22 protein-coding genes are annotated in these 20,939 nt (G+C 41.7%); 12 read left to right on the top strand and 10 right to left on the bottom strand.

Translation table 11 applies throughout. The features are described from left to right. Position 1: 1 nt before the first annotated feature. Positions 2–583 carry an RNA polymerase sigma factor RpoE gene (gene rpoE, locus QL229_RS06790; RefSeq protein WP_036969086.1) on the bottom strand — a complete coding sequence of 194 codons (582 nt, stop codon included), beginning with the start codon at positions 581–583 and terminating at the stop codon, positions 2–4. Between the two features lie 404 nt (positions 584–987). On the opposite strand from rpoE, the gene nadB reads away from it, so the two are divergent. After that, positions 988–2,610, top strand: coding sequence for an L-aspartate oxidase (gene nadB, locus QL229_RS06785; RefSeq protein WP_135923785.1), 1,623 nt, complete (start codon positions 988–990; stop codon positions 2,608–2,610). On the opposite strand, the gene QL229_RS06780 is transcribed toward nadB, so the two are convergent. Next, positions 2,585–2,893, bottom strand: coding sequence for a hypothetical protein (locus QL229_RS06780; protein WP_281546635.1), 309 nt, complete (start codon positions 2,891–2,893; stop codon positions 2,585–2,587). The two genes, nadB and QL229_RS06780, sit on opposite strands and share 26 nt — an antisense overlap. Positions 2,894–2,984: 91 nt before the next feature. Beyond that, entirely contained in the window at positions 2,985–3,236 is a 252-nt protein-coding gene (locus QL229_RS06775; RefSeq protein ID WP_135923783.1) for a succinate dehydrogenase assembly factor 2, read from the bottom strand. 120 nt (positions 3,237–3,356) lie between these two features. Here QL229_RS06775 and ygfZ point away from each other — a divergent pair, with 120 nt between their 5' ends. Together ygfZ and QL229_RS06765 are read left to right on the top strand one after the other, a co-directional pair. After that, entirely contained in the window at positions 3,357–4,268 is a 912-nt protein-coding gene (gene ygfZ, locus QL229_RS06770; protein WP_135923782.1) for a tRNA-modifying protein YgfZ, read from the top strand. Between the two features lie 12 nt (positions 4,269–4,280). Further along, positions 4,281–4,766: a peptidylprolyl isomerase gene (locus QL229_RS06765; protein WP_135923781.1), complete on the top strand. Its 486-nt coding sequence runs from the start codon at positions 4,281–4,283 to the stop codon at positions 4,764–4,766. A 49-nt stretch (positions 4,767–4,815) separates the two neighbouring features. Here QL229_RS06765 and QL229_RS06760 read toward each other — a convergent pair whose 3' ends face one another. The 5 genes from QL229_RS06760 to QL229_RS06740 all read right to left on the bottom strand — a co-directional run bounded on the left by QL229_RS06760 (position 4,816) and on the right by QL229_RS06740 (position 10,911). After that, complete coding sequence (locus QL229_RS06760; protein ID WP_235382529.1) at positions 4,816–5,280, bottom strand: hypothetical protein; 465 nt, start codon at positions 5,278–5,280, stop codon at positions 4,816–4,818. Positions 5,281–5,294: 14 nt separating this feature from the next. Beyond that, a complete protein-coding gene (locus QL229_RS06755; protein WP_135926247.1) occupies positions 5,295–6,080 on the bottom strand; it encodes a DUF481 domain-containing protein in 786 nt (261 codons plus the stop codon). A 68-nt stretch (positions 6,081–6,148) separates the two neighbouring features. Continuing rightward, a complete protein-coding gene (locus QL229_RS06750) occupies positions 6,149–6,469 on the bottom strand; it encodes an HI1450 family dsDNA-mimic protein (RefSeq protein WP_135923779.1) in 321 nt (106 codons plus the stop codon). Positions 6,470–6,588: 119 nt separating this feature from the next. Continuing rightward, positions 6,589–9,702 (bottom strand): multidrug efflux RND transporter permease subunit, encoded by a 3,114-nt coding sequence (locus tag QL229_RS06745; protein ID WP_281546634.1) that lies wholly within the window; start codon positions 9,700–9,702, stop codon positions 6,589–6,591. 9 nt (positions 9,703–9,711) lie between these two features. Then, a complete protein-coding gene (locus QL229_RS06740) occupies positions 9,712–10,911 on the bottom strand; it encodes an efflux RND transporter periplasmic adaptor subunit (protein ID WP_281546633.1) in 1,200 nt (399 codons plus the stop codon). Between the two features lie 258 nt (positions 10,912–11,169). On the opposite strand from QL229_RS06740, the gene QL229_RS06735 reads away from it, so the two are divergent. The 7 genes from QL229_RS06735 to QL229_RS06705 all read left to right on the top strand — a co-directional run bounded on the left by QL229_RS06735 (position 11,170) and on the right by QL229_RS06705 (position 17,347). Beyond that, a complete protein-coding gene (locus QL229_RS06735) occupies positions 11,170–11,961 on the top strand; it encodes a crotonase/enoyl-CoA hydratase family protein (protein WP_281546632.1) in 792 nt (263 codons plus the stop codon). 69 nt (positions 11,962–12,030) lie between these two features. Continuing rightward, positions 12,031–12,384 carry a CidA/LrgA family protein gene (locus QL229_RS06730; protein ID WP_235382526.1) on the top strand — a complete coding sequence of 118 codons (354 nt, stop codon included), beginning with the start codon at positions 12,031–12,033 and terminating at the stop codon, positions 12,382–12,384. Continuing rightward, the gene (locus tag QL229_RS06725) at positions 12,374–13,084 is read left to right on the top strand and encodes an LrgB family protein (protein WP_281546631.1); all 711 of its coding nucleotides are present in this window, start codon (positions 12,374–12,376) and stop codon (positions 13,082–13,084) included. Before QL229_RS06730 ends, QL229_RS06725 begins: the two co-directional genes overlap by 11 nt. 33 nt (positions 13,085–13,117) lie before the next feature. Beyond that, positions 13,118–13,957 (top strand): mechanosensitive ion channel family protein, encoded by an 840-nt coding sequence (locus QL229_RS06720; protein ID WP_135923774.1) that lies wholly within the window; start codon positions 13,118–13,120, stop codon positions 13,955–13,957. A gap of 101 nt (positions 13,958–14,058) precedes the next feature. Then, positions 14,059–15,210, top strand: a complete 1,152-nt coding sequence (locus tag QL229_RS06715) for a PepSY-associated TM helix domain-containing protein (protein WP_281546664.1) — start codon at positions 14,059–14,061, stop codon at positions 15,208–15,210. Next, positions 15,210–15,680 carry a hypothetical protein gene (locus QL229_RS06710; RefSeq protein WP_281546630.1) on the top strand — a complete coding sequence of 157 codons (471 nt, stop codon included), beginning with the start codon at positions 15,210–15,212 and terminating at the stop codon, positions 15,678–15,680. Before QL229_RS06715 ends, QL229_RS06710 begins: the two co-directional genes overlap by 1 nt. 254 nt (positions 15,681–15,934) lie before the next feature. After that, a complete protein-coding gene (locus tag QL229_RS06705) occupies positions 15,935–17,347 on the top strand; it encodes a family 43 glycosylhydrolase (RefSeq protein ID WP_281546629.1) in 1,413 nt (470 codons plus the stop codon). A gap of 32 nt (positions 17,348–17,379) precedes the next feature. Here the strand turns inward: QL229_RS06705 and QL229_RS06700 are convergent, their stop codons facing one another. Then, positions 17,380–18,129, bottom strand: coding sequence for an RIO1 family regulatory kinase/ATPase (locus QL229_RS06700; protein WP_281546628.1), 750 nt, complete (start codon positions 18,127–18,129; stop codon positions 17,380–17,382). Positions 18,130–18,215: 86 nt separating this feature from the next. After that, on the bottom strand, positions 18,216–18,680 hold the full coding sequence (locus tag QL229_RS06695; RefSeq protein ID WP_281546627.1) for a MarR family transcriptional regulator: 465 nt from the start codon (positions 18,678–18,680) through the stop codon (positions 18,216–18,218). Between the two features lie 127 nt (positions 18,681–18,807). On the opposite strand from QL229_RS06695, the gene QL229_RS06690 reads away from it, so the two are divergent. Together QL229_RS06690 and QL229_RS06685 are read left to right on the top strand one after the other, a co-directional pair. After that, positions 18,808–19,959, top strand: coding sequence for a hypothetical protein (locus QL229_RS06690; RefSeq protein ID WP_281546626.1), 1,152 nt, complete (start codon positions 18,808–18,810; stop codon positions 19,957–19,959). 48 nt (positions 19,960–20,007) lie between these two features. Continuing rightward, positions 20,008–20,898, top strand: coding sequence for a dienelactone hydrolase family protein (locus QL229_RS06685; protein WP_281546625.1), 891 nt, complete (start codon positions 20,008–20,010; stop codon positions 20,896–20,898). Positions 20,899–20,939: the final 41 nt, after the last annotated feature.

Below are 20,939 nucleotides of genomic sequence, written 5' to 3'. Positions count from 1 at the left end.
ACTAAGACTCACCTATTAATGGATTCAATTTATTATCAATCGCCTCACGGGCACGAAATATACGCGAGCGTACCGTTCCCACAGGGCAATCCATAACCACGGCTATTTCTTCATAGCTCATCCCTTCAATTTCACGAAGGGTTATCGCGGTCTTCAGATCTTCAGGCAAACTATCAATCGTATTAAAAATTACAGCACGTACTTCGTCACTTAATAACAGGTTTTCAGGTGATGCGTTAGAACGCATAGCATCTGCACTGTCATAAAATTCGGCTTCTTCAGCATCAACATCGTTTGCGGGGGGCTTTCGGCCCTGCGCAACCAAGTAATTTTTAGCACAATTTACGGCGATACGGTATAACCAAGTATAAAAGGCGCTATCACCTCTAAAGTTAGGTAGAGCTCGATACGCTTTAATAAACGCCTCTTGCGCGACATCAGCGACATCACCTTGGTTCGACACATAACGTGAAATCAAACCCGCAATTTTGTTCTGATATTTTCTAACTAATAGGTTGAAGGCGTTTTTATCTCCTTGCTGGACCCTTTTAACTAACGCTAAATCCAAATCCTGCTCGCTCATTCGAGCCGGTACTCCTCTGTTTGATTCTTGCTTGCTATTCATATACTCGCCATTGTTTACACAAACTCTGACTGCAGCATGAATATAAAAGTTCAGTTTAAAATGATTTTTTTATAAAATAGCATGCAAATAAATTGAGTCATACCGATCTTATTACACAATAAGTTCAAATACTGCTGTTAAATCAACGGGTACATAAGTTCACTGTGAATTAAATAAATTTAAACAAACAGCCTAAAGTAGACTGTTTATGTGACCTAAAACCTAATAAGATTGGTATAACATATTAAAATGACTAATAGTGTTACTGCAAATATGGTACATATACGTATACCACATAAAAAAATATTTGCTCAAACTTTTGGCACTACTAGCCGAGCATTGTAACCGCAAAGACCACAGACATGAACCAAAATAAACATCACATTACTGATGTCGCTATCATTGGCAGCGGCGCCGCTGGCCTTTCTCTTGCTTTATCTCTTGCTAACCATTGCAAGGTCACTGTACTAAGTAAAGGTGCACTGACTGAAGGGTCAACCTTATATGCACAAGGTGGCATTGCCGCGGTATTTGATAAAAAGAATGACAGCATTGAATCTCATGTTGAAGATACACTCGATGCGGGTGGTGGTTTATGTGACCGAGATGCGGTGCATTACACTGCAAGCAATGCTAAGACGTGTTTGAAATGGCTAATCGAACAAGGTGTGCCTTTTGATATGGAGTTTGACTCAAAAGGTAAAGAGCGCTTTCATTTAACTCGTGAGGGTGGCCACAGTCATCGCCGTATTTTACACGCTGCAGATGCCACTGGTCGCGCAGTGCAAACAACTTTAATTAGCCAAGTACAAGCCCATCAAAACATTACCTTGCTAGAAAACTATAATGCGATTGATTTAATCAGTGATAAGAGCCTAGGTAAAAAGGGCAAACATATTCATGGTTTATATGTATGGAACTGTGAAGAGAAAAAAGTCGAAACAATTTCAGCCAAATTCGTTGCACTTGCCACTGGTGGAGCCAGCAAAGTTTATCTATATACTTCTAATCCTGATGTATCAAGTGGCGATGGTATTGCCATGGCATGGCGTGCGGGGTGTCGGGTTGCCAATATGGAATTTAACCAATTCCACCCAACTAGCTTATATCACCCAGAGCTACAAAACTTTTTGATTACCGAAGCAATGCGTGGTGAAGGTGCATATTTAAAACGCCCCGATGGCACCCGTTTTATGAAAGATTTTGATGAGCGTGAAGAGCTTGCTCCTCGCGATATCGTGGCTCGTGCTATCGATTTTGAAATGAAGCGCCTTGGTGCGAACTGTGTCTATCTTGATATTAGCCACAAAGACAAAGACTTTATCATTGAGCACTTCCCTACCATCTATGCAAAATGTTTAAGTGTGGGCTTAGATATTACTAAAGAAGCCATTCCAGTAGTTCCGGCTGCACACTATACCTGTGGTGGTGTGATGACTGACTTTAATGGCCGCACAGATTTAGACAACCTTTATGCTGTTGGCGAAGTCGCTTACACAGGCTTACATGGTGCTAATCGCATGGCGAGTAACTCGTTACTTGAGTGTATTGTGTTTGCCCATGCCGCAGCGAAAGACATCTTAAGTAAAATCGATGCAAGCCCAGCCCTTGAAGCCCTCCCACTATGGGATGAAAGCCGCGTCACTAATTCAGATGAAGAAATCGTCATCACTCATAACTGGCATGAACTAAGATTATTTATGTGGGATTACGTGGGGATTGTACGCTCAACTAAACGCTTAGAGCGTGCCCTTCACCGTGTGGAGTTACTACAACAAGAAATTCACGACTACTACGCTAACTTCAGAGTGTCTAATAACTTATTAGAGCTTAGAAATCTCGTGCAAGTAGCTGAGCTGATAATTCGCAGTGCCCTTGAGCGTAAAGAAAGCCGTGGTTTACACTACACTATTGATTACCCAGAGCAAAACGACAATCCAACACCAACAATACTGACCCCTAAGTCGGTTGCTGCACTGCAATAACAGCACGTTTCAAACGCGAAAAATAAACGTCTTCTACACTGGCTGCTGAAATAATCAGCCAGTGTGACTGATAAAACCCCTCAAGCCTGAGCACTACGTAGTTTGCAAAGATATAACTTTTCGGACTTATCTCGCCTTGCAATTGAATGTTGTCACACACAAATCTTAACTGTGAGTATTCTAAAATAACTGTGCCGTTTTCAGGATGTGCTTGTTTTGCTTTTTTAAAACTAATAATTCCTGCAATCAGGCTAGATGAAATAGCAAATATTTGTGTAATCAAGGAGTGGGCGGTAAGAAAGAACGTGATAGCAAGAAAACAAAAAAAGACCACAAATGGTTTGTGGTCTAATTTATTATTTTTAACGACAAACCTATACACGAACTCGGTCTAAAATTAACGAGACCATAGTGTTTAGTTCTGGATCTTTACACTCTTCATGCCCCATGAACCATGCGAACAAATCAGGATCATCGCTCTCAAGTAAGCGTTGAAATACAGCTTGCTGCTCTTTGCTAAGTGAGTCAAACGCTTCTTCAACGAATGGCATGAATAAAACATCAAGTTCCAACATACCGCGACGGCATGCCCAACGAATACGTTCTTTACTGTGAATTTCAGTCATTTTAAACCTCGTACTTATTTGTCTGCAGTTTAACAAATTGCCATCGAATAAACAGCTATTTAAATTGCTACCCTAACTAAGTTATCATTACCTCTCATTCATATCGTAAAGAAGGTTTTTATGTCGACTGTTTACGCATGTCCTTTATCTTATTCGCTTATCAGCCTAACTGGCAAAGATAAGCTGTCTTACCTTCACGGACAAATTACACAAGATATCAATAAGCTCAACAAAGATAACTTTTTATGGGCTGGACACTGTAATGCCAAAGGCAAACTTTGGGGTGTGTTTAGACTTTTTGAGCATCAAGATAGCTACTACCTTGTGGGCACAAAACCTGAAGTTGAGCAGTCACTGGTAGAGTTAAAAAAATATGCGGTATTTTCCCAAGTAGACATTCAGCAAAGTGAAAAAGCGCTTATTGGCCTAATTGGTGATGACCTTAATAATACACTTAAATCACTCAACATTGAGTTTGATGAGGAACACAGTGCCGTTGACTTTGCTGGCGGTAAAGCATTAAAACTTGCTGATAACCGTGTTCTACTGATGGTCAATAACGACTTTTGTTTACCAGACGAAGTTACGGCCCTTGATGATGATGCACGTTGGCAACAAGCTGCAATTGCAGCTGGTGAGCCATCTTTAAATAGCGACGCCATTGGCGAGTACGTACCACAAATGGTGAACCTACAAGCACTAGGTGGTATCAGCTTTAGAAAAGGTTGTTATACAGGCCAAGAAACAGTCGCTCGCATGAAATATTTGGGCAAAAATAAACGCGCTATGTATATCGTTGCAGGCACAGCCGAAGGTCAACTTGATGAGCTTGAGCTCGAAACCAAGATGGGCGAGAATTGGCGTCGTGCAGGCAAGCTAATTAGCCAAAGTTATAATCAAGATACGCAAACATTAATGGGCCTTGTTGTGCTGCCAAACGACAATGAGGCAGGCCAAGTGTTGCGTGCTAAACACCTCCCTCAGGTTGAGCTATCAATTCAAGCTCTGCCTTACTCTCTCGAAGATGAATAAATAGGAAAGACTATGATCGTAGCAGCAAACAAAGTGGTAAAAATGCATTATTCAGTATTGGATAATAACAAAAACACTATCGACAACTCTTTCGATGGTGAACCACTGGTGTTTATCGTGGGCACTGGCTACCTAATTCCAGGCCTAGAGGATGCGCTACTAGGTAAAGAAGCTGGTGACACATTTAGCGTAACTGTAGAACCAGAGCAAGGCTATGGTGAACGTCATGATGACTTGATGCAAGCTGTGCCTAAGTCGATGTTCGAAGGAATGGAAATCGAAGTTGGTATGCAGTTTCGTGCGACAACTGATGCCGGTGATCAATCAGTAATGATCATCGAAATCCAAGATGAAGATGTGATTGTAGATGGTAACCACCCTCTTTCAGGCATCACTCTACATTTTGATGTTGAAGTACTTGAAGTACGCGATGCAACAGAAGAAGAGTTGGCACATGGTCATGTGCACGGTGAAGGCGGTTGTGGTCACAGCCACTAAACCATGACTATAAAAAAGCGCCATTGGCGCTTTTTTTATATCTCAGTGCTTATTCAGCTGTTTTCTGTGCATCCAGTGCAGGCTCTGGTTCAGCAATATGCTCTCTAAGCGCAGCAAGTAAACCTTCTTGGTCATTGGTCCCTAAGCGATACTTTGTACCGTCTTTCATAGCAAGCTCTACGGCACTGAATCCAGAGACGCTGTAAACCCACCCATCATGTGTAATGCGCAGGCCTATGCCATGTCGAAATGAGTTACTTACTGCCCGAACAGATTCAATCTCATCAAAAGTAACTGTTTTACCAAATACACCCGGACCGAATGCCCAGCTTACGTTTTTATCACTCACCTTGATGGTTAAACCATGAAACAAAAAGGCCACCAGCACTAAGATAGCACTAAACACCATGAGTGGAATATCTGCACCAATTAAATTCCATGCTAAGGCAATAAAGCCGCCAATCCAGCCTAAAATAACAAAAATAAAAATAGCGTACTGCTTATGTTGATACATACTGAGATATTCTCTTAAAAGCTATAAACAAAGGTCGCACTCAGCTCAGAATCGTACTTGAGCTTTTCTTCTTCCGGTTTTGAGTTATAGCGATACATATAAGTAAATTTGAGTGATACATCACCCATAATTTTGCTGATCAATGAGGTTTCTGATTTTAAACGAGAGTTTAATCCCGACAACGATTGTTCATAACTGACGTCTTGATTAAAGCGAGTGCGAGCAGAGACCGTACGCTCCCACTGCAATGCCATTCGAAGTAAGTAACCTGTTTTTGTTTCATCTTCTTCTGTGGCTGTCTCTTGATCTGCCACTGAGCGATACAAACCGGGTCCTACGTCAATATCCACCTTATTTTTACTACCTTGATAAATACGATTTCCGTATCCTGTCGCAACGGTGCTTTTAAACTCTAGACCACTAAATTTGTCTCGTTCGTAATCACTATAAATAAAGAATGATTCGTTTTTGACATTCAGCTTGTAGTTGCCTTGCCCAGATACAAAGATACGATCCGCAGACACTTCTTCAGTTCCGGTTTCATCGTTACGATCACGCTTATACAGGGTGTCGAGCTTAAATTGATTACGCCACTTTTCAAAGTCTTGATAAAGGTTACCTTTAAGTTTGAAGCTGGTTGAATCTGTATTACCACGACTTACCATAAAGCCAAACTCAATATCACCATAAAGCAACTCACCTTTATGAATTTTATGGATCTCTTCTTCTGATAATTGCCCGTATTCATGAAAGTCTTCAAACGGATCAACAGCAAAAGCCTGCCAACTACTAACGAGCATGGCGGCTAAGATAATTCGTTTTAGGGTATTAAAACAATTAAAAGTAGAGTCAAACATCAGCTGGCGCGTTATTCGCTATCTTTCCAAAGTATGTGGCAAAACGGAGCATCTTTATCTCGGCTAATTAAAATCTTGGCGAATAAAATATCTTGGTTTTCAAATTCAAGTCCAACTAAGACTTGTACAAACAGCTCAGGTTCAATTTCTAGTGCAACAAATTCTTGCCACTGCTCATCAGGCTCACCTTCTTCAATAAAACCTAACTCTTCTCTGTGTTCATTAAAGTCAGCAATATCCTGCTCATTCAAATTATCAGGTGCTAACTCTAAAAAGATATCATATGCCTGATGTGTTACTTCTTCTTCACTATATAAACGTGGACCTGCCATTGTTCAAACCCTCTGCGCATTCGGATTGCGTTAATCGGAATATGATAACAAACCTATTTTCTTTTTTGCCAAAAAAAAAGCCAGGTTACCCTGACTTTTTTGTTATTTTTTATCAATTATTAATCGTGAGCTGACTCACCCTTGATTTTTTCGCGCATAGATTGCACTAAAGTATAAAATAGCGGCACTAATAAAGTACCAAAAATTGTGGCGGCAAGCATACCAAACAACACTGTGATACCAAGTGAAATTCGGCTTCCTGCCCCTGCCCCACTGGCAAATACCAGCGGTAGTACACCAAGCACAAACGATAATGCCGTCATCAGTACTGCTCTAAAACGTAACTTGGCTGCATTTAATGCCGCTTCAAATATAGTTTTTCCTGCAGCCCGCTCTTCCATAGCAAATTCAACAATCAAGATGGCAGTTTTGGTTGAAAGACCAATTAGCAGCACTAACCCCACCTGTGCATAAATGTTGTTTTCCATACCAATTACGTACAGCGCAAGCATGGCACCAAATAGCGCCAACGGTACCGCAGCAATAACCGAGAAAGGAATTGTCCAACTTTCGTATTGCGCTACTAAGAATAAGTAAACAAATACCACTGCTAAGCCGAACAAAATCGGAGCCATGTTACCGGCTTCAATTTCTTGTTTCGATTGGCCTGCCCATTCGTATACATAGCCCGTTGGCAATTGTTCAGCCAACTCTTGCATTACTTTAATAGCATCACCACTTGCATAACCCGCCGCTGGTTGTCCGCTAATGCTTGCACTACGATATAAGTTAAAGTGCGTTAAACTTGTAGGGCCAAGAATTGGCTCAAGTTTAGCGAGTGTTGTGAGCGGCACCATGGCACCTTCATCATTTCGTACATAGTAATACTGCAAGTCTGTTGGGTTCTGTCTAAATTGGCTTTCTGCCTGCATGATCACTCGGTAAGTACGGCTAAATTGATTAAAGTCATTAATATATAATGAGCCTAATTGCGCTTGTAGCGTCAAGAAAATATCACTCAATGCGACCCCTTGTGCTTTCGCCTTATTACGGTCTACCTCTAATAAGTACTGTGGCACATTAGCCCTAAAGGTACTGTATACATTAGAAAGTTCTGGTCGCTGGTTTGCTTCATAAACAAGGCCATTTAACACTTGAGCAAGCTCTGCTGGCTCACGCCCTTCACTGTCTTGTAATCTAAACTCAAAGCCTGCACTAGTGCCAAGCCCGGGTATTGAAGGAGGGTTAAATGCCATGATTTGCGCATCTGGCATTGCCCAGAACTGTCCCATCAAGCGGGTTAAAACCGAACGTAAGCCAAGCTCCGGACTCGTTCTCTCTTCCCAATCTTTCAGTACCACGATACCCAAAGCGTTGTTTGAGCCTGCACCACCAAGTAATGAAAAACCAGACACCGCAATAAAATCGGTTGCAGCTGGTTCATTTTTCACAATATCGCCCAACTTGTGCATCACATCTTGGGTACGGGCACTTGCTGCAGCATCTGGAAGTTGCACATCTACAAACAAGAAGCCTTGATCTTCTGCTGGTACAAAGCCCGTAGGAACAGTTTTCACCAACCACCCAGCAGCTGCAAAAATAACCACGGCAAACAGTGCCATTCTTGCTGTACGTTTTAGGATAAAGTTAATAACTTTACTGTAACCATTGGTTGAGCGCGTAATGATGTTTTCAAATGGTGCTAACCATTTAATAGGCTTCATGGCTTTTTCATTAAGCAGTAATGCACATAATGCAGGACTCAGGGTTAATGCATTAACGGAGGAAATAAGCACTGCAAACGAAATCGTGACCGAAAATTGCTTATAAAGCTCACCCGTTATCCCTGGCATAAAACCAACAGGCACAAACACCGCAAGCAGCACTAAGGTCGTTGCTACTATTGGCCCTGATACTTGCTCCATCGCCTTTGTGACCGCTTCTTTTATTGGTAGCTTTTCTTCTTTTAGTATCCGCTCAACGTTTTCTATAACAATGATGGCATCATCAACAACAATACCTATTGCGAGTACCAAGCCAAATAAAGTGATCAGGTTAATGGAATAACCCATCATCATCATAAAAGCAAAAGTGCCCACTAAAGATACTGGAATAGCGACCGTTGGAATAAGCGTTGCGCGCCAGTTTTGTAAGAATAAAAAAACCACTAAAATAACCAAGCCAACAGCTTGAACCAGAGTAACCACCACTTCTTCGATTGAACGGTTAATAAATTCTGTGGTGTCATAAGGAATCGAATACTTCACACCATCGGGCAATTGTTTTGCAAGCTCTTCCATTCGTGCTTTAACATCGTTAGCTACTTGCGTCGCATTCGCTTCAGTCAATTGGTAAATTACAATAAACGCGGTGTCTTGCTGGTTTAATTTTGCGGTGGTGCTATAACTTGCCGCCCCCAGTTCAATGCGCGCAATATCGTTCAAGCGCACAAAGTTACCGTCTTTATTTGAGCGAATTATGGTTTGACCAAACTCTTCTGGGGTTTTTAAGCGCCCTCTTGCTTGAATCGAGTATTCAAATTGCTGACTAGGAGCCGATGGCGCAGCACCCAATTTACCTGCGGCTACAATAGTATTTTGTTCTTGCAATGCAGCCCGCACTTCAGCCACAGTTAAACCAAGCGAAGCCATACGATCTGGGCGTAACCACAAGCGCATTGAATAGGTTTGCTCCCCCATAACTTCAGCAGAAGCAACCCCGTTAATACGCCCTAACGGTTCAGTTAAGTAGTTAGTTGCGTAATTGCTCAAGAAGATTGCGTCAATATTTTCCTTATCAGAGTAAAGGTTAATACCGAGCAACATTGAACTAGACTTTTTCTTAACCGATACACCTTGGCGCTTCACTTCCTCAGGTAAACCTGACTCCGCCAGTGCAACTCGGTTTTGAACATTAACTTGAGCAATATCAGTATCTGTACCGACCTTGAAGTACACCGTAATATTCGCGGTGCCATTGTTCGATGAGGTGGATTCTATGTACATCATATCTTCAACCCCATTGACTTGCTCTTCAATGGGCCGCACAACAGACTCTTCAACGATCTGCGCACTTGCGCCTGGGTAGCTGGCAGATATCTGCACTTGTGGTGGTGTTATTTGCGGGTACATATTCACTGGCAATAATGACATTGAAATTAACCCCGCGATGGTAATAACAATCGATATTACCAAGGCAAACTTAGGACGAGATATAAATGTTTTACTGATCATATCCCACTCCTAAGAGTTAGCTTTGCTAGTGATGGTGCCCGTTGTCGGATCGACTTGCTTTTCTACCGGTTTAACCTCAGCGCCTTGACGCACTTTTTGTAAACCTTCAATAATGACTTTTTCACCAGCCTCTAAGCCTGACTCAACAACCCACATAGCATTAATGCGTCGACCTAATTGAACAATGCGCATAGCAACTTTGTTTTGATCATCAACAACAAGTACAAATTTCCCTTGTTGATTTTCCTGCACAGCGACTTGTGGGATCAGCGCTAATTCTTTTTTATTTGTGCTTTCAACAATTAAGGTTACAAATAAGCCTGGCATCACGATCCCCTCAGGGTTATCGAACGCAGCTCTTAGCTCTACAGTGCCGGTGTTTTGATTAATTTTTGTATCAGCAAAATCAAGCACACCTTTATTTGGGAATGTTGAATTGTTAGGAAGTTTAAGAGTTAAATCGATAGGTACATCTTGCGGGTTGCTCTCACTAGTTTGATGCTCTTGACGATAACTAATGTAGTCTCCCTCTTCCACCTGAAAACTAACATAGATAGGGTCAACATCTGTCAATTCAGCAAGCTCATTTGATGATGGGCCAACAATATTCCCTACATCGTAATTTACTTTACCAATGCGCCCTGTAAATGGAGCATGTATTTCGGTGTAGCTTAAATTTAATTCTGCTTTTTCAAGTTCAGCTTCAGTTGCCTTTACAGCTGCTGTTGCTTGTTCGAAATTAGTGGTTAATTTATCTAGATCAGACTGAGAGATAAACCCATCAGAGGCGACTTCTCGGCCGCGCTTTAAATCGCGTTCAGCTGAACTCGCTGCTGCAATTTTACTTTTTAGATCGGCTTTTACTTTAGCCACTGTCGAGCGGTATTCAGACGGGTCAATACGCAGCAGTAACTGGTCTTTCTCAACAGTAGATCCTTCATCGAAGTGTCGTTCTATTAACTCACCTTCTACACGAGCTCTAATTTTTACTTCTTGAAACGCTTCGGTTCGTGCTACAAATTCACGATAGTTGCCGATTTCTTTTGTAGAGACATTAAACACAGAAACAGCCGGAGGCGGCGTAGCTTGTTGTTTTGCTTTATCATCTGAACAGCCAAGCAATGTGGTTGTTAATGCTACAGAAATTGCAGCAAAAGCCAAAGAACGAGATGATTGTTTAGTTATGCGAGCTGTTTTGCGCATCAGCATATATATACTCCTTGTAGCGCGACTTAAAGCTAAGTCTAGTCGTGTCATGGGATTTTGCGAAAGTATCTAACTAATCACAAAATCAAACTAGCGATGAACTAGCATCTTTGTTTTAAAAATATACACCAATTTGTAACTAAATATATGACAAGGTTACCCATTTTTGGAAAATATAATGATTCCTTGCGACACATCAGCAATTCTTTACTTAGTTGTAATTAGCTCGTAAGCTCTAACAAACAGGTCAGAGGAGTTACCATGATAAAACTAGAAATAAAACAACAGGTCGCATGGGTAAGCCTTGCTCGTCCCGAGAAACAAAATGCACTCAGTTTTGCCATGTTTGTCGAACTTGCAAACGTAATCAAAAAAATTAAACGCGATCGCAGTTTACGCGCTGTGGTTATCTCTGGCGAAGGCGACCATTTTTGCTCTGGTCTTGATGTTGCTGCGGTGATGAAAAAGCCGAGTAATATCATCAAGCTGTTATTCAAGTGGTTACCAGGAAACCAAAACTTAGCGCAAAAAGTGGTGTTAGGGTGGCAAGACTTAAGTATTCCGGTGATTGCAAAAGTGACCGGACATTGCTTTGGTGGCGGTATGCAAATCGCACTCGGTGCTGATTACCGCATCGTCGATAAAAACGCTAAATTAGCGATTATGGAAGCGCGTTGGGGCCTGTGTCCTGATATGGGGGCAAACGTAGTACTTGCAGGCTTAATGAAGCGCGACCAAGCACTTTGGTTAGCAAGTCATGCAGAGCCTATATCAGCTGAAGACGCTAAAGAATATGGCTTGGTTACGCAACTGACTGATGATGTCGATAAACAAACCGATGCTGTCCTTGAAACCTTAATGGCCCGCTCGCCAGATACGCTTGCTGCAATTAAGCGAATTACTCAGCAAAGCTACCGCTCACAGCAGCGTAAAATCCTCGCTAAAGAAACCTGGAGTCAAATTCGCTTACTGATGAATCCTAATACCAAAAAGGCGATTGCGAAGGCAAAAGGTGCAGAGGATATCCAGTATAATAATGCCAAATCATGGTAAGCTAAAGTCGCATAGTACAACTGACAAGGGTATGATGTAGTTGTACTTTATTCGCAATTATTCACAATCATGAAATACCTTATCAGTAGTGCCATCATCCTTGCTTGTTTAGCCATTGCTAAATATTTAACGGCTTTGTTTGCAAGCACATTCCCTGCACCATTACTTGGCATGGTTTTATTACTCATTCTTCTTTTAACAGGCTTAGTTAAAGAGCAAGATTTAAAACCCTCAGCTACCCCATTACTGAACTTTATGCCGCTGTTTTTTATTCCTGCAGGCGTCGGTATTATTGAGCATTTAGGAGTTATTAACGAACACTGGTTACTCCTTCTTGCCGTGTTTATTATTGTTCCCCTGACGAGCATTATTCTCATTGGCTCACTATTCGCCTACTTTAAGGGGCGCGAAAATGACAGTTAGTTTATGGTGGTTCAGCATTCCTTTAACTGTTTGCCTTTTCTTGGTTTTACGTTTTTTGAACGCTAAAACGCAACATGCGATCAGCAAAGCTTTAACTAACCCAGTGTGCTGGGCAATCGTGTTAGTTTCTGCACTGTTAGTGGCACTAAAACTCCCATATGAGCCTTTTGCCAAGCACAGTAAAGTTTTAAGTTGGTTTTTAGAGCCTGCTATCGTAGCTTTAGCATTACCGCTTTATCAGCAATTTATACATGTCAAAAAAAACCTGTTATTGATTCTTATTAGTTGTAGCTTAGGTGTGATCAATGCAACAGTGGTTGCTTCATTTATTTGTTATTTATTCGATGCGCCTGCGCAGCTAAGCGCCTCACTCGCTAGTCTATCGGTCACTACGCCAATAACGTTACTTGTTACAGATGCTCTTGGTGGTATTCCCTCTTTGGCAGCAGCTATGGTGATATTCATTGGTGTGCTGGGAGCCATATTTGGTAATTTGATTTTCTCGCTGATAAATATCCGCAATGCGCAAGCAAAAGGTGTCGCAATCGGCACAGCTTGTCATGCAATAGGCACTGCATCATTAATTGTAGAGCAACCTAAAGCGGGGGCATTTGCCTCAGTGGCAATGGCATTAAGTGCACTACTGAGCGCTATAATAGTGCCGCTACTCTATCCTGTTATGCAATATGTTCTGGTATAGTCAGCATTAGCAGTAACCTTGTTAGGAAAACATATGATTGAGTCTGAAATACAACAAGTCGAGAAATACTACAATCTGATCATGGAATATTTGGTCACCTACAGCATGCAAATTTTAGGTGCCATATTAATTCTCTTCATTGGCTTATGGATAGCGCAAAAAGTGTCGAATATGGTTGCAGGTCTAATGCAACGTCACAATATCGATATTACACTGACTAACTTTGTCAGTAATGTCATCAAAGTATTACTGATCATCATGTTCTTGGTTATTGCCCTTGGCAAAATTGGCATTAGCGTAACCCCTTTTGTCGCAGCGATTGGTGCCGCATCATTAGGTGCTGGTTTGGCGCTACAAGGCATGCTGTCAAACTATGGTGCAGGACTTGCGATTATTGCAACAAGGCCTTTTGTTGTGGGTGATACTATCGAAGTAAAAGGTGTCAGTGGGCAAGTTAAAACCATTGAGCTTGGTCACACAATTCTAATAAACGAAGAAAAAGTCGAAATCACCATCCCTAACAAACATATTGTTGGTGAGATTTTACATAACTCGTTTAGCTATTCATTAGTTAAAGGTGAAATAGACATCGCTTATGATGCCAATGCTGATCTCGCTATTGAGCTTATCGAAAAAGTGTTAGACGAGCATGAGCTAGTTAGTGATGCTCCTCATGCACAAGTCGGTATTGAGCGCTTTGCCGACAGCGGTGTTACCTTGAGTTATCGTTATTGGGTGCCAACCACCAAAATTATTGAGACTAAATTAGCGGTCAACCGCAATGTATTTAAAGCAATTCAAGGGGCGGATATCGAAATACCATTCCCGCAACGAATTGTTACCCTCAATCAAAATAATGAAGAAGGCGCTTAATAGCGCCTTTTTTTCAGCTCGTCGACAGACATTGTGTTTACTTAAAAGACTGTAGTACAATTTGAATGATAACAATTACTATCATCAATTAACGTCGAGCTATTTTTACCATGAGTAAACGTCTTTGGTTCCAACTGCATGGTTGGTTTTCGCTTCCTTTATGGGTGCTATTTTGCTTTATTTGTGTCACAGGCACTGTGTCTGTGATAAGCCATGAGCTCACTTGGCTCACCAATAGTGAGGCACGTGCAAACAATCCTAACGACTTACCAGCATTGGGGGTTGATGAAGTTATTAATAGCGTTGAAAAAGCCTACCCAACCGCCGATGTGATGAGTGTGCTCACTTACGAGCCTTACCTGGTTAATGCGGTTATTTTCACTGATACCGATAAGCCATACGCGGTAGCCTACGTCAATCAATACACAGGTGAAGTACAAGCAGTTAATACAACAATATCGTTTATCGAGTTTATGCGTACCCTGCACGGCTGGCTGTTCTTCCCTTGGCAAGAAGGTTACAGCGTTGGGTACTACCTCGTCAGCGCCATGGCTTTTGTAATTTTAGGCGCACTAGTAACTGGTTTAGTGATTTATAAAAACTTTTGGCGTGCCTTTAGCCAGCCAAAACTGCGTTTTAACCAAGGCAAAAAAACCTTTCTAAAAGATTTACATACCCTAAGTGGCGTTTGGTCAATTTGGTTTATGGCAGTAATGGCACTCACTGGCTTGTGGTATTTAGTTCAAGCCATCATGTGGCATAACGAAATGGACATAGAAGAGCATGCACCGCTAGTGGCTGTGTCAACTTTACCTGCGGATAAACAAACACCGCCTACCGATTTAAAAGCGGCATTGGCTATTACCAAAGAAAAATACCCAGATTTCAAACCTAGCTATGTGATGCTGCCAGAGCATAACCGTGGCATGTTTAATATCATGGGCAGTGGCGATACTATTTTCTACGATAACTACGCCTACTCAACGTCAATCAATCCTTGGACTGGCGAAATTGCAGCAAGTAAAAGCCCAGAAACCATGTCGGGAATTCTTACCCTCTCGCATATCGCTGATCCACTGCATTACGGTAATATTGGCGGTCTGTGGACAAAAGTTATTTGGTTTATCTTTGGTTTGATTTTAACTGGTATGTCAATCACGGGCTTTATGATGTATGCCGCAAAATTAGTAAATAACAAACCTGTAAAAGCGCGCCAAGCTGCGCCAGTAAATAACGTTCAGGAGGCAAATTAATGGCTCGTTTACAAGCAACTTGGTGGCAACGTAAAAAGTATATTTTGCATGCTGTAGTACTGGCTTTACCTGTTTGGTTTATTTATCAATCATTGAACCCTCAGTTTCCTGCACTTTGGCAAGAGCAGCAAGCAGGCGAATTTAAAATCGCTCCAATGCCGCTAAATGAAGATGCTCCTTACTCACACCACAACGAATACGTTAAAGACTTCTTTATTGCTTTTAATCAAGGTGACATAAGCAATATTCGTCAGGCGTATTTAAATATTGGTCAGTCACCTTTGCCACTGGCAGAGTTTGCAAAAGATGAAGAAGGCATAATGCATGGCACCAATCACGGTCAGCATGCCCACGCGATAGCCCCTAAAACTATCTCAGCAGATGATAAACTGTGGATCACCATACAAACTTGGCAAGGCCAACTGCATACCCTCAAATGGGATATTCCCAGTCAGTTTATTACTCAATAACATCCGAAAAGCCACTGACTAAGTGGCTTTTTTGTATCTCAGCTAAACACTCAAATCCCTTCCTAAATAGTTAAAGGTAAAATTTTTGTTAATTTTATTACCGAAAAACTTTACAAAGGTAATAATATAATAAAGTATTATAAATAGTTTGCATTTACACCAATGCTCTTAATTGGGTTGTTAGCTGTAGATCAAAACTAATCAAAGGAGCAAAACACACAAGGAAAGCTCAATAACAATGATTTGGAGACACAATGATACTTTCAAAAAAAGCGCTCGCTGCGTTTAGCTTTGCAACAATACTGATACTTCCCAGTGCTTATGCGCTTGATAATGGCGTATATACAATTAAATCAAAGTACAGTGCTAAGTTTGTTGAAGTAGAAAGCGCGCAAACCAATGATGGTGCAAATGTTAGTCAGTGGGCTGACACTAACCACGACACCCAGCGCTGGTTAATTACCAATGTTGGTGGTAATAATTATTCAGTTATTAACCTGAACAGCGGTAAGGCCCTAGAAGTATATGAGTGGTCAACAGCCGACGGTGGCAATGTTGTACAGTACGAATATGCAAATCTCGCCAGCCAACACTGGCAAATAAATGATGAAGGAAGCGGCTATTACAGCTTTATCAATGATCACAGTGGTAAAGCGCTCGACTTATATGAATTTAATGGCAACGATGGCGCAAATATTAGCCAGTGGAGCTACAACGGCAGCGATGCGCAGCAATGGCAGCTAACCAAACTTGCCAATGTTGAATCAACCCCTTTTGATCCATCAACAACCAATGGCGCAGCAGATCACTGGCCACTGACTGGTAGTTTAGTCACCCATGATCCGACTATTGGCTATGAAAATGGCACCTGGTGGATTTTTCAAACTGGCCCAGGAATTTATGGTAAATACTCAAGTGATGGTGTGGCCTGGAATGATGCTTTACCTGTTTTTCCTAATGGACTTGCTTGGTGGGAGAACTATGTGCCTGATCATGATGGAATTGATGTCTGGGCGCCTGAATTAAAACGCTACAATAATCGTAGCTGGCTCTATTATGCCATTTCGACCTTTGGTTCCCGAGTCAGTGCTATCGGTTTAGCATCAGCCAGCAGTGTTGCTGCAGGCGATTGGCGTGATGATGGTTTAGTGATCAACACCACCAATAGCAATAATTACAACGCTATTGACCCCGATCTTGTGGTGGCAAAAGATGGTGCACCTTGGCTAACATTTGGCTCATGGAACTCGGGTATTAAACTAACACGTATCAACCCAATAACGATGAAACCATTTGGTCAAATTTACTCATTGGCAAGTCGTCCAGGTGGTATTGAAGCGCCCACGATTATCTATCGCCAAGGTTACTACTACTTATTTGTATCAATGGGTAAATGTTGTGAAGGCACTAACAGCACCTACCGCATTGCATACGGTCGTTCTACCGATATTCGCGGCCCTTACCTAGATAAAAATGGCAATAATCTGTTATCTGGTGGCGGTAGCATTCTTGATGCAGGTAATAATCAATGGGTAGGCCCGGGTGGGCAAGATATTCTAAATACCGATGTGATTGTTCGTCATGCCTATGATGCCGGTGATAATGGCAGACCAAAGCTTCTTATTAGTACTCTTAACTGGGATGCTAATGGTTGGCCTAAATACTAGTTCTCCCCACTAAGCGCGTGCAAACGCGCTTTTTAAAACCTTTCAAAAATACTACGAATAAAGTCAGAATTAAGAATCTGAGTCACAGCCCCACTACACCATAAATAAGCGCGTTGTAGCGGATATCCTTTAAAGATCCAACGCTTACGAACATGATTAAAGTCGTGTAAATAATCCGCCTTTGTTTGCGGTAACGAATCATTGGCTAGCTTCTGCCATGCTTTATAAACCCCACTCATATCGGCACCACGCATAAAACGCTGTAACCAGCGCGGAAACCGTGCAAAGCGAATCGCTGACTGAAAATCAATAATGTAAGGCTTGCCATCTGTCGAACAAATCACATTTCCCAAATTACGTAAATCGAGGTGCACCACGCCTCGGCGGTGCATTTTTGCTACTAAGCGCTCAAACTCTTTAAAGAACTCACCCGATAAATGCTGCTGTTGCATGACAAGCTGGCGAAGTGGCGTGCCTTCAATAAAATCATAAGCAATAGCAATTGATGACAAACGACAAAAGTTATCGACCACTCCATCTACGTCTTGCAGGCGTGCCAGCCCCTTGTACTCTTGATTGATAAAAAGCGGCGCGATGGTTTTTCTTACCCACCATGGGCTGTGCTGAAAGTCTTTAATAATTAAGTCAAATTGCGCGTCTTTATAACGATAAACAATGGCATTGGCAAAACGGCCTGTGTGAACAACCGACAAACCTTCTGGGTTAAATTGATGAGCTGGAAATTGAGCGTGAAGCTGTGCAAGCAAAGATGATTCGAACATAACAACCCGGACTTGTTAAAATTAAATGCCTAGGCAACTATATTATCAAAATGCGCTAACAGCGACAACGTACCGCTTATAGAAATTTATGCTTTTAAATTATGAATTGCTCTAAACAACAAGCTAGCAAGTTGCTTTTGCTCGTCATCAGAGAAGCCTGTGAGTGCTTTACGATAGATATCATTCACGGTTGGTAAAATTTCTGGATAGAGCTGTTGGCCTTTTTCAGTCAGGTATAAAAGAGTTGAACGGCGATCTTCAACTGACTGCTTTTTAGCAACTAAGCCCTTATCTTCTAAACGAGAAAGTAATCGACTCATGGCACCACGGTCATACACCATGTGCTCACACAGCTCAGCCAAGGTATTTACTTTGCCACGCGCAAGTAGCACAACCACTATGTATTGGGCCGACGTTAGCTCTTTATCCTCTAAAGCATCATCAAGATGAGTCACCAGGTTTGAACGCAAATAAGAGACTAAACGACCTAAGTCTTGCACTGGGTCTAAATCTTCAATACAGCACTGGCCAATTGATGCAGGTTCTTTCATATTTCCTCTAAAGCGATTAATAGCAATTCATAGACAGTTAATCGGCAAAATAATTCAATCCTATTAGATTGCTTCAATGGCTATGAATAGTGTAGCGTGAAGAAGCTTACTAACTGTCGGGGGCGTTATGCTAACTAAACAACATATTATCAAGTATTTATCTCTTACAATACTGCTACTTCTTTGTTGGCTAGAGCATTATAACCATTTCATCATGCGCTTTATCGACAACGCCCTTATGCAATCAACCCTAGTGTACGCATCATCTCGTACAGTTAATGCTGCTATATCGCTGTTGCAATCAGCCGAAGTGGGCATTGGTATTGCCAGTATTCAACCTGCACAATTACTCGACCCAGTAAATGACTTAGCAGAATACATGTCAGATGCCATGCGCCTCGCTATCGGCTCATTATTTTTACAACGCATTTTATACACTATTTCTTCGGGGGTTATTTTTAGCAGTGTATTTACTGTTTCGGTCGTCGCTTACTTTATTTGTGAATGGCGTAACTATTTACCTAACTTGCGCCATAAAATTATGGCGAGCCTTATTTTAATTCGTTTTTTAGTGCCAGCAGTGGTGCTGACAACAGGCCTTGTTAGCCAGATATTCTTAGATGAGCAAATAAACCAGCAAAGTGAAATCGTGAGCGAAAAAGTCGAGACAGTAAATAGCAGTGCAAATAATGCCTCTGCCCTATCAGCCAAGCTAAAGGCCGAGGTCGATAGTGAAAAACAAACCATCTTCGACAAGCTCTCTCTATTAAATGAGCAGCAGATTAAGAACCACCAGCAAGCGACAGAACTCAAAGTTAAGCTAACAGAGGTCGATACCCAAATAGAAGCGATTCAAGCTACCCGCAGTTTGTCTGAGCGACTGACCTTTACTGAGCTTGAACAAGCCAAGCCATTACTCGATAAAAAGCAGCAACTAACTGAGCAATTTAATGCGGTGCTAAACCAGCAAAGACAGCTAAACCAAAACAAAGACGCCTTAAACGAACAACTAGAAAACTTAAATGCATCACTCAATCAAGACCAATCGTCGCAGGTGAGTAAAATTATAGACACCGTTACCTCTGGCATTAGCAATATGGTAGCTGCCGTCGAAGACTTATTTATCGACTTTTTGAATATCTTGTCACTGCTGATTTTAAAGCTGCTAATAATGCCGTTGATTTTTTTATACTTATTCAACAAAGCCTTTAAGGCCATTTGGCAGCGCCGCTTTATGGATGTGGTAATACAAACAAAGCAACTGGCTGTTAATCGCTGATATTTCAGCTAAAGTTATAAACCTAACTCGTTTTTAAAGGATATAAGTATGACTGAGCAACGCCATAACCACATTCCCCAAGAAGCTTTCGATTGGTACGATGAATACGCCCATGGCTTAATGGACCGTCGCACCTTTATGAAAAAACTGGGGGGTTTAGCTGCCCTTGGCTACTCAATGGCAATGCTAAGTAGCGCTTTATTGCCAAACTATGCATTAGCTGAGCAAGTATCCTTTAATGACCCTGATATTAAAGCCAGCTATAAAACCTTTGATTCGTTTAAAGGTCACGGCGAAGGTAAAGGTTATTTAGTCAAACCCGCTAATTTAACGGGTAAGCACCCAATAGTGTTAGTGATCCACGAAAACAGAGGCTTAAACCCTTATATTAAAGATGTTGCTCGCCGCCTTGCCAAAGCTGGTTTTATTGCCTTTGCACCAGATGCATTACACCCTCTTGGTGGCTACCCCGGTAATGATGATGAAGGCCGCGCCATGCAGCGCTCTATGGATAAACAAAAAATCCAACAAGACTTTATAGCCGCAGCAGAATACATAAAAAAACACCCAAATAGTAACGGCAAACTTGGTGCGGTAGGCTTTTGCTTTGGTGGTTATATGGTTAACTACTTAGCAGCTGTTGATAGCAAATTAATTGATGCGGGCGTGCCTTATTACGGCACTCCGGCCGTTAAAGAGCTGAGACAAAATATCAAAGCTCCACTACTTGTACACTTAGCCGAGCTTGATAACCGCGTTAATGCAACTTGGCCTGAATACGAGAGCGATTTAAAAGCGCATCAAGTGCCTTACACTATGCACATGTATGAAAAAGCAAACCATGGCTTTCATAACGACTCTACCTCTCGTTATGATGAAAAACAGGCAGAGCTTTCATGGCAGCGCACATTGGCGTTTTTCAATGAGCAATTGATTTAAACAGAGCAATTTCATACACTCTCGAAAAAATTTTAGGCTAG

The organism is Pseudoalteromonas sp. PAR1 (genome assembly GCF_947311895.1).
GTDB lineage: Bacteria > Pseudomonadota > Gammaproteobacteria > Enterobacterales > Alteromonadaceae > Pseudoalteromonas > Pseudoalteromonas lipolytica_C.
The sequence above is the reverse complement of the archived record's forward strand: the minus strand, read 5'-3'. Positions and strand labels throughout refer to the sequence as shown.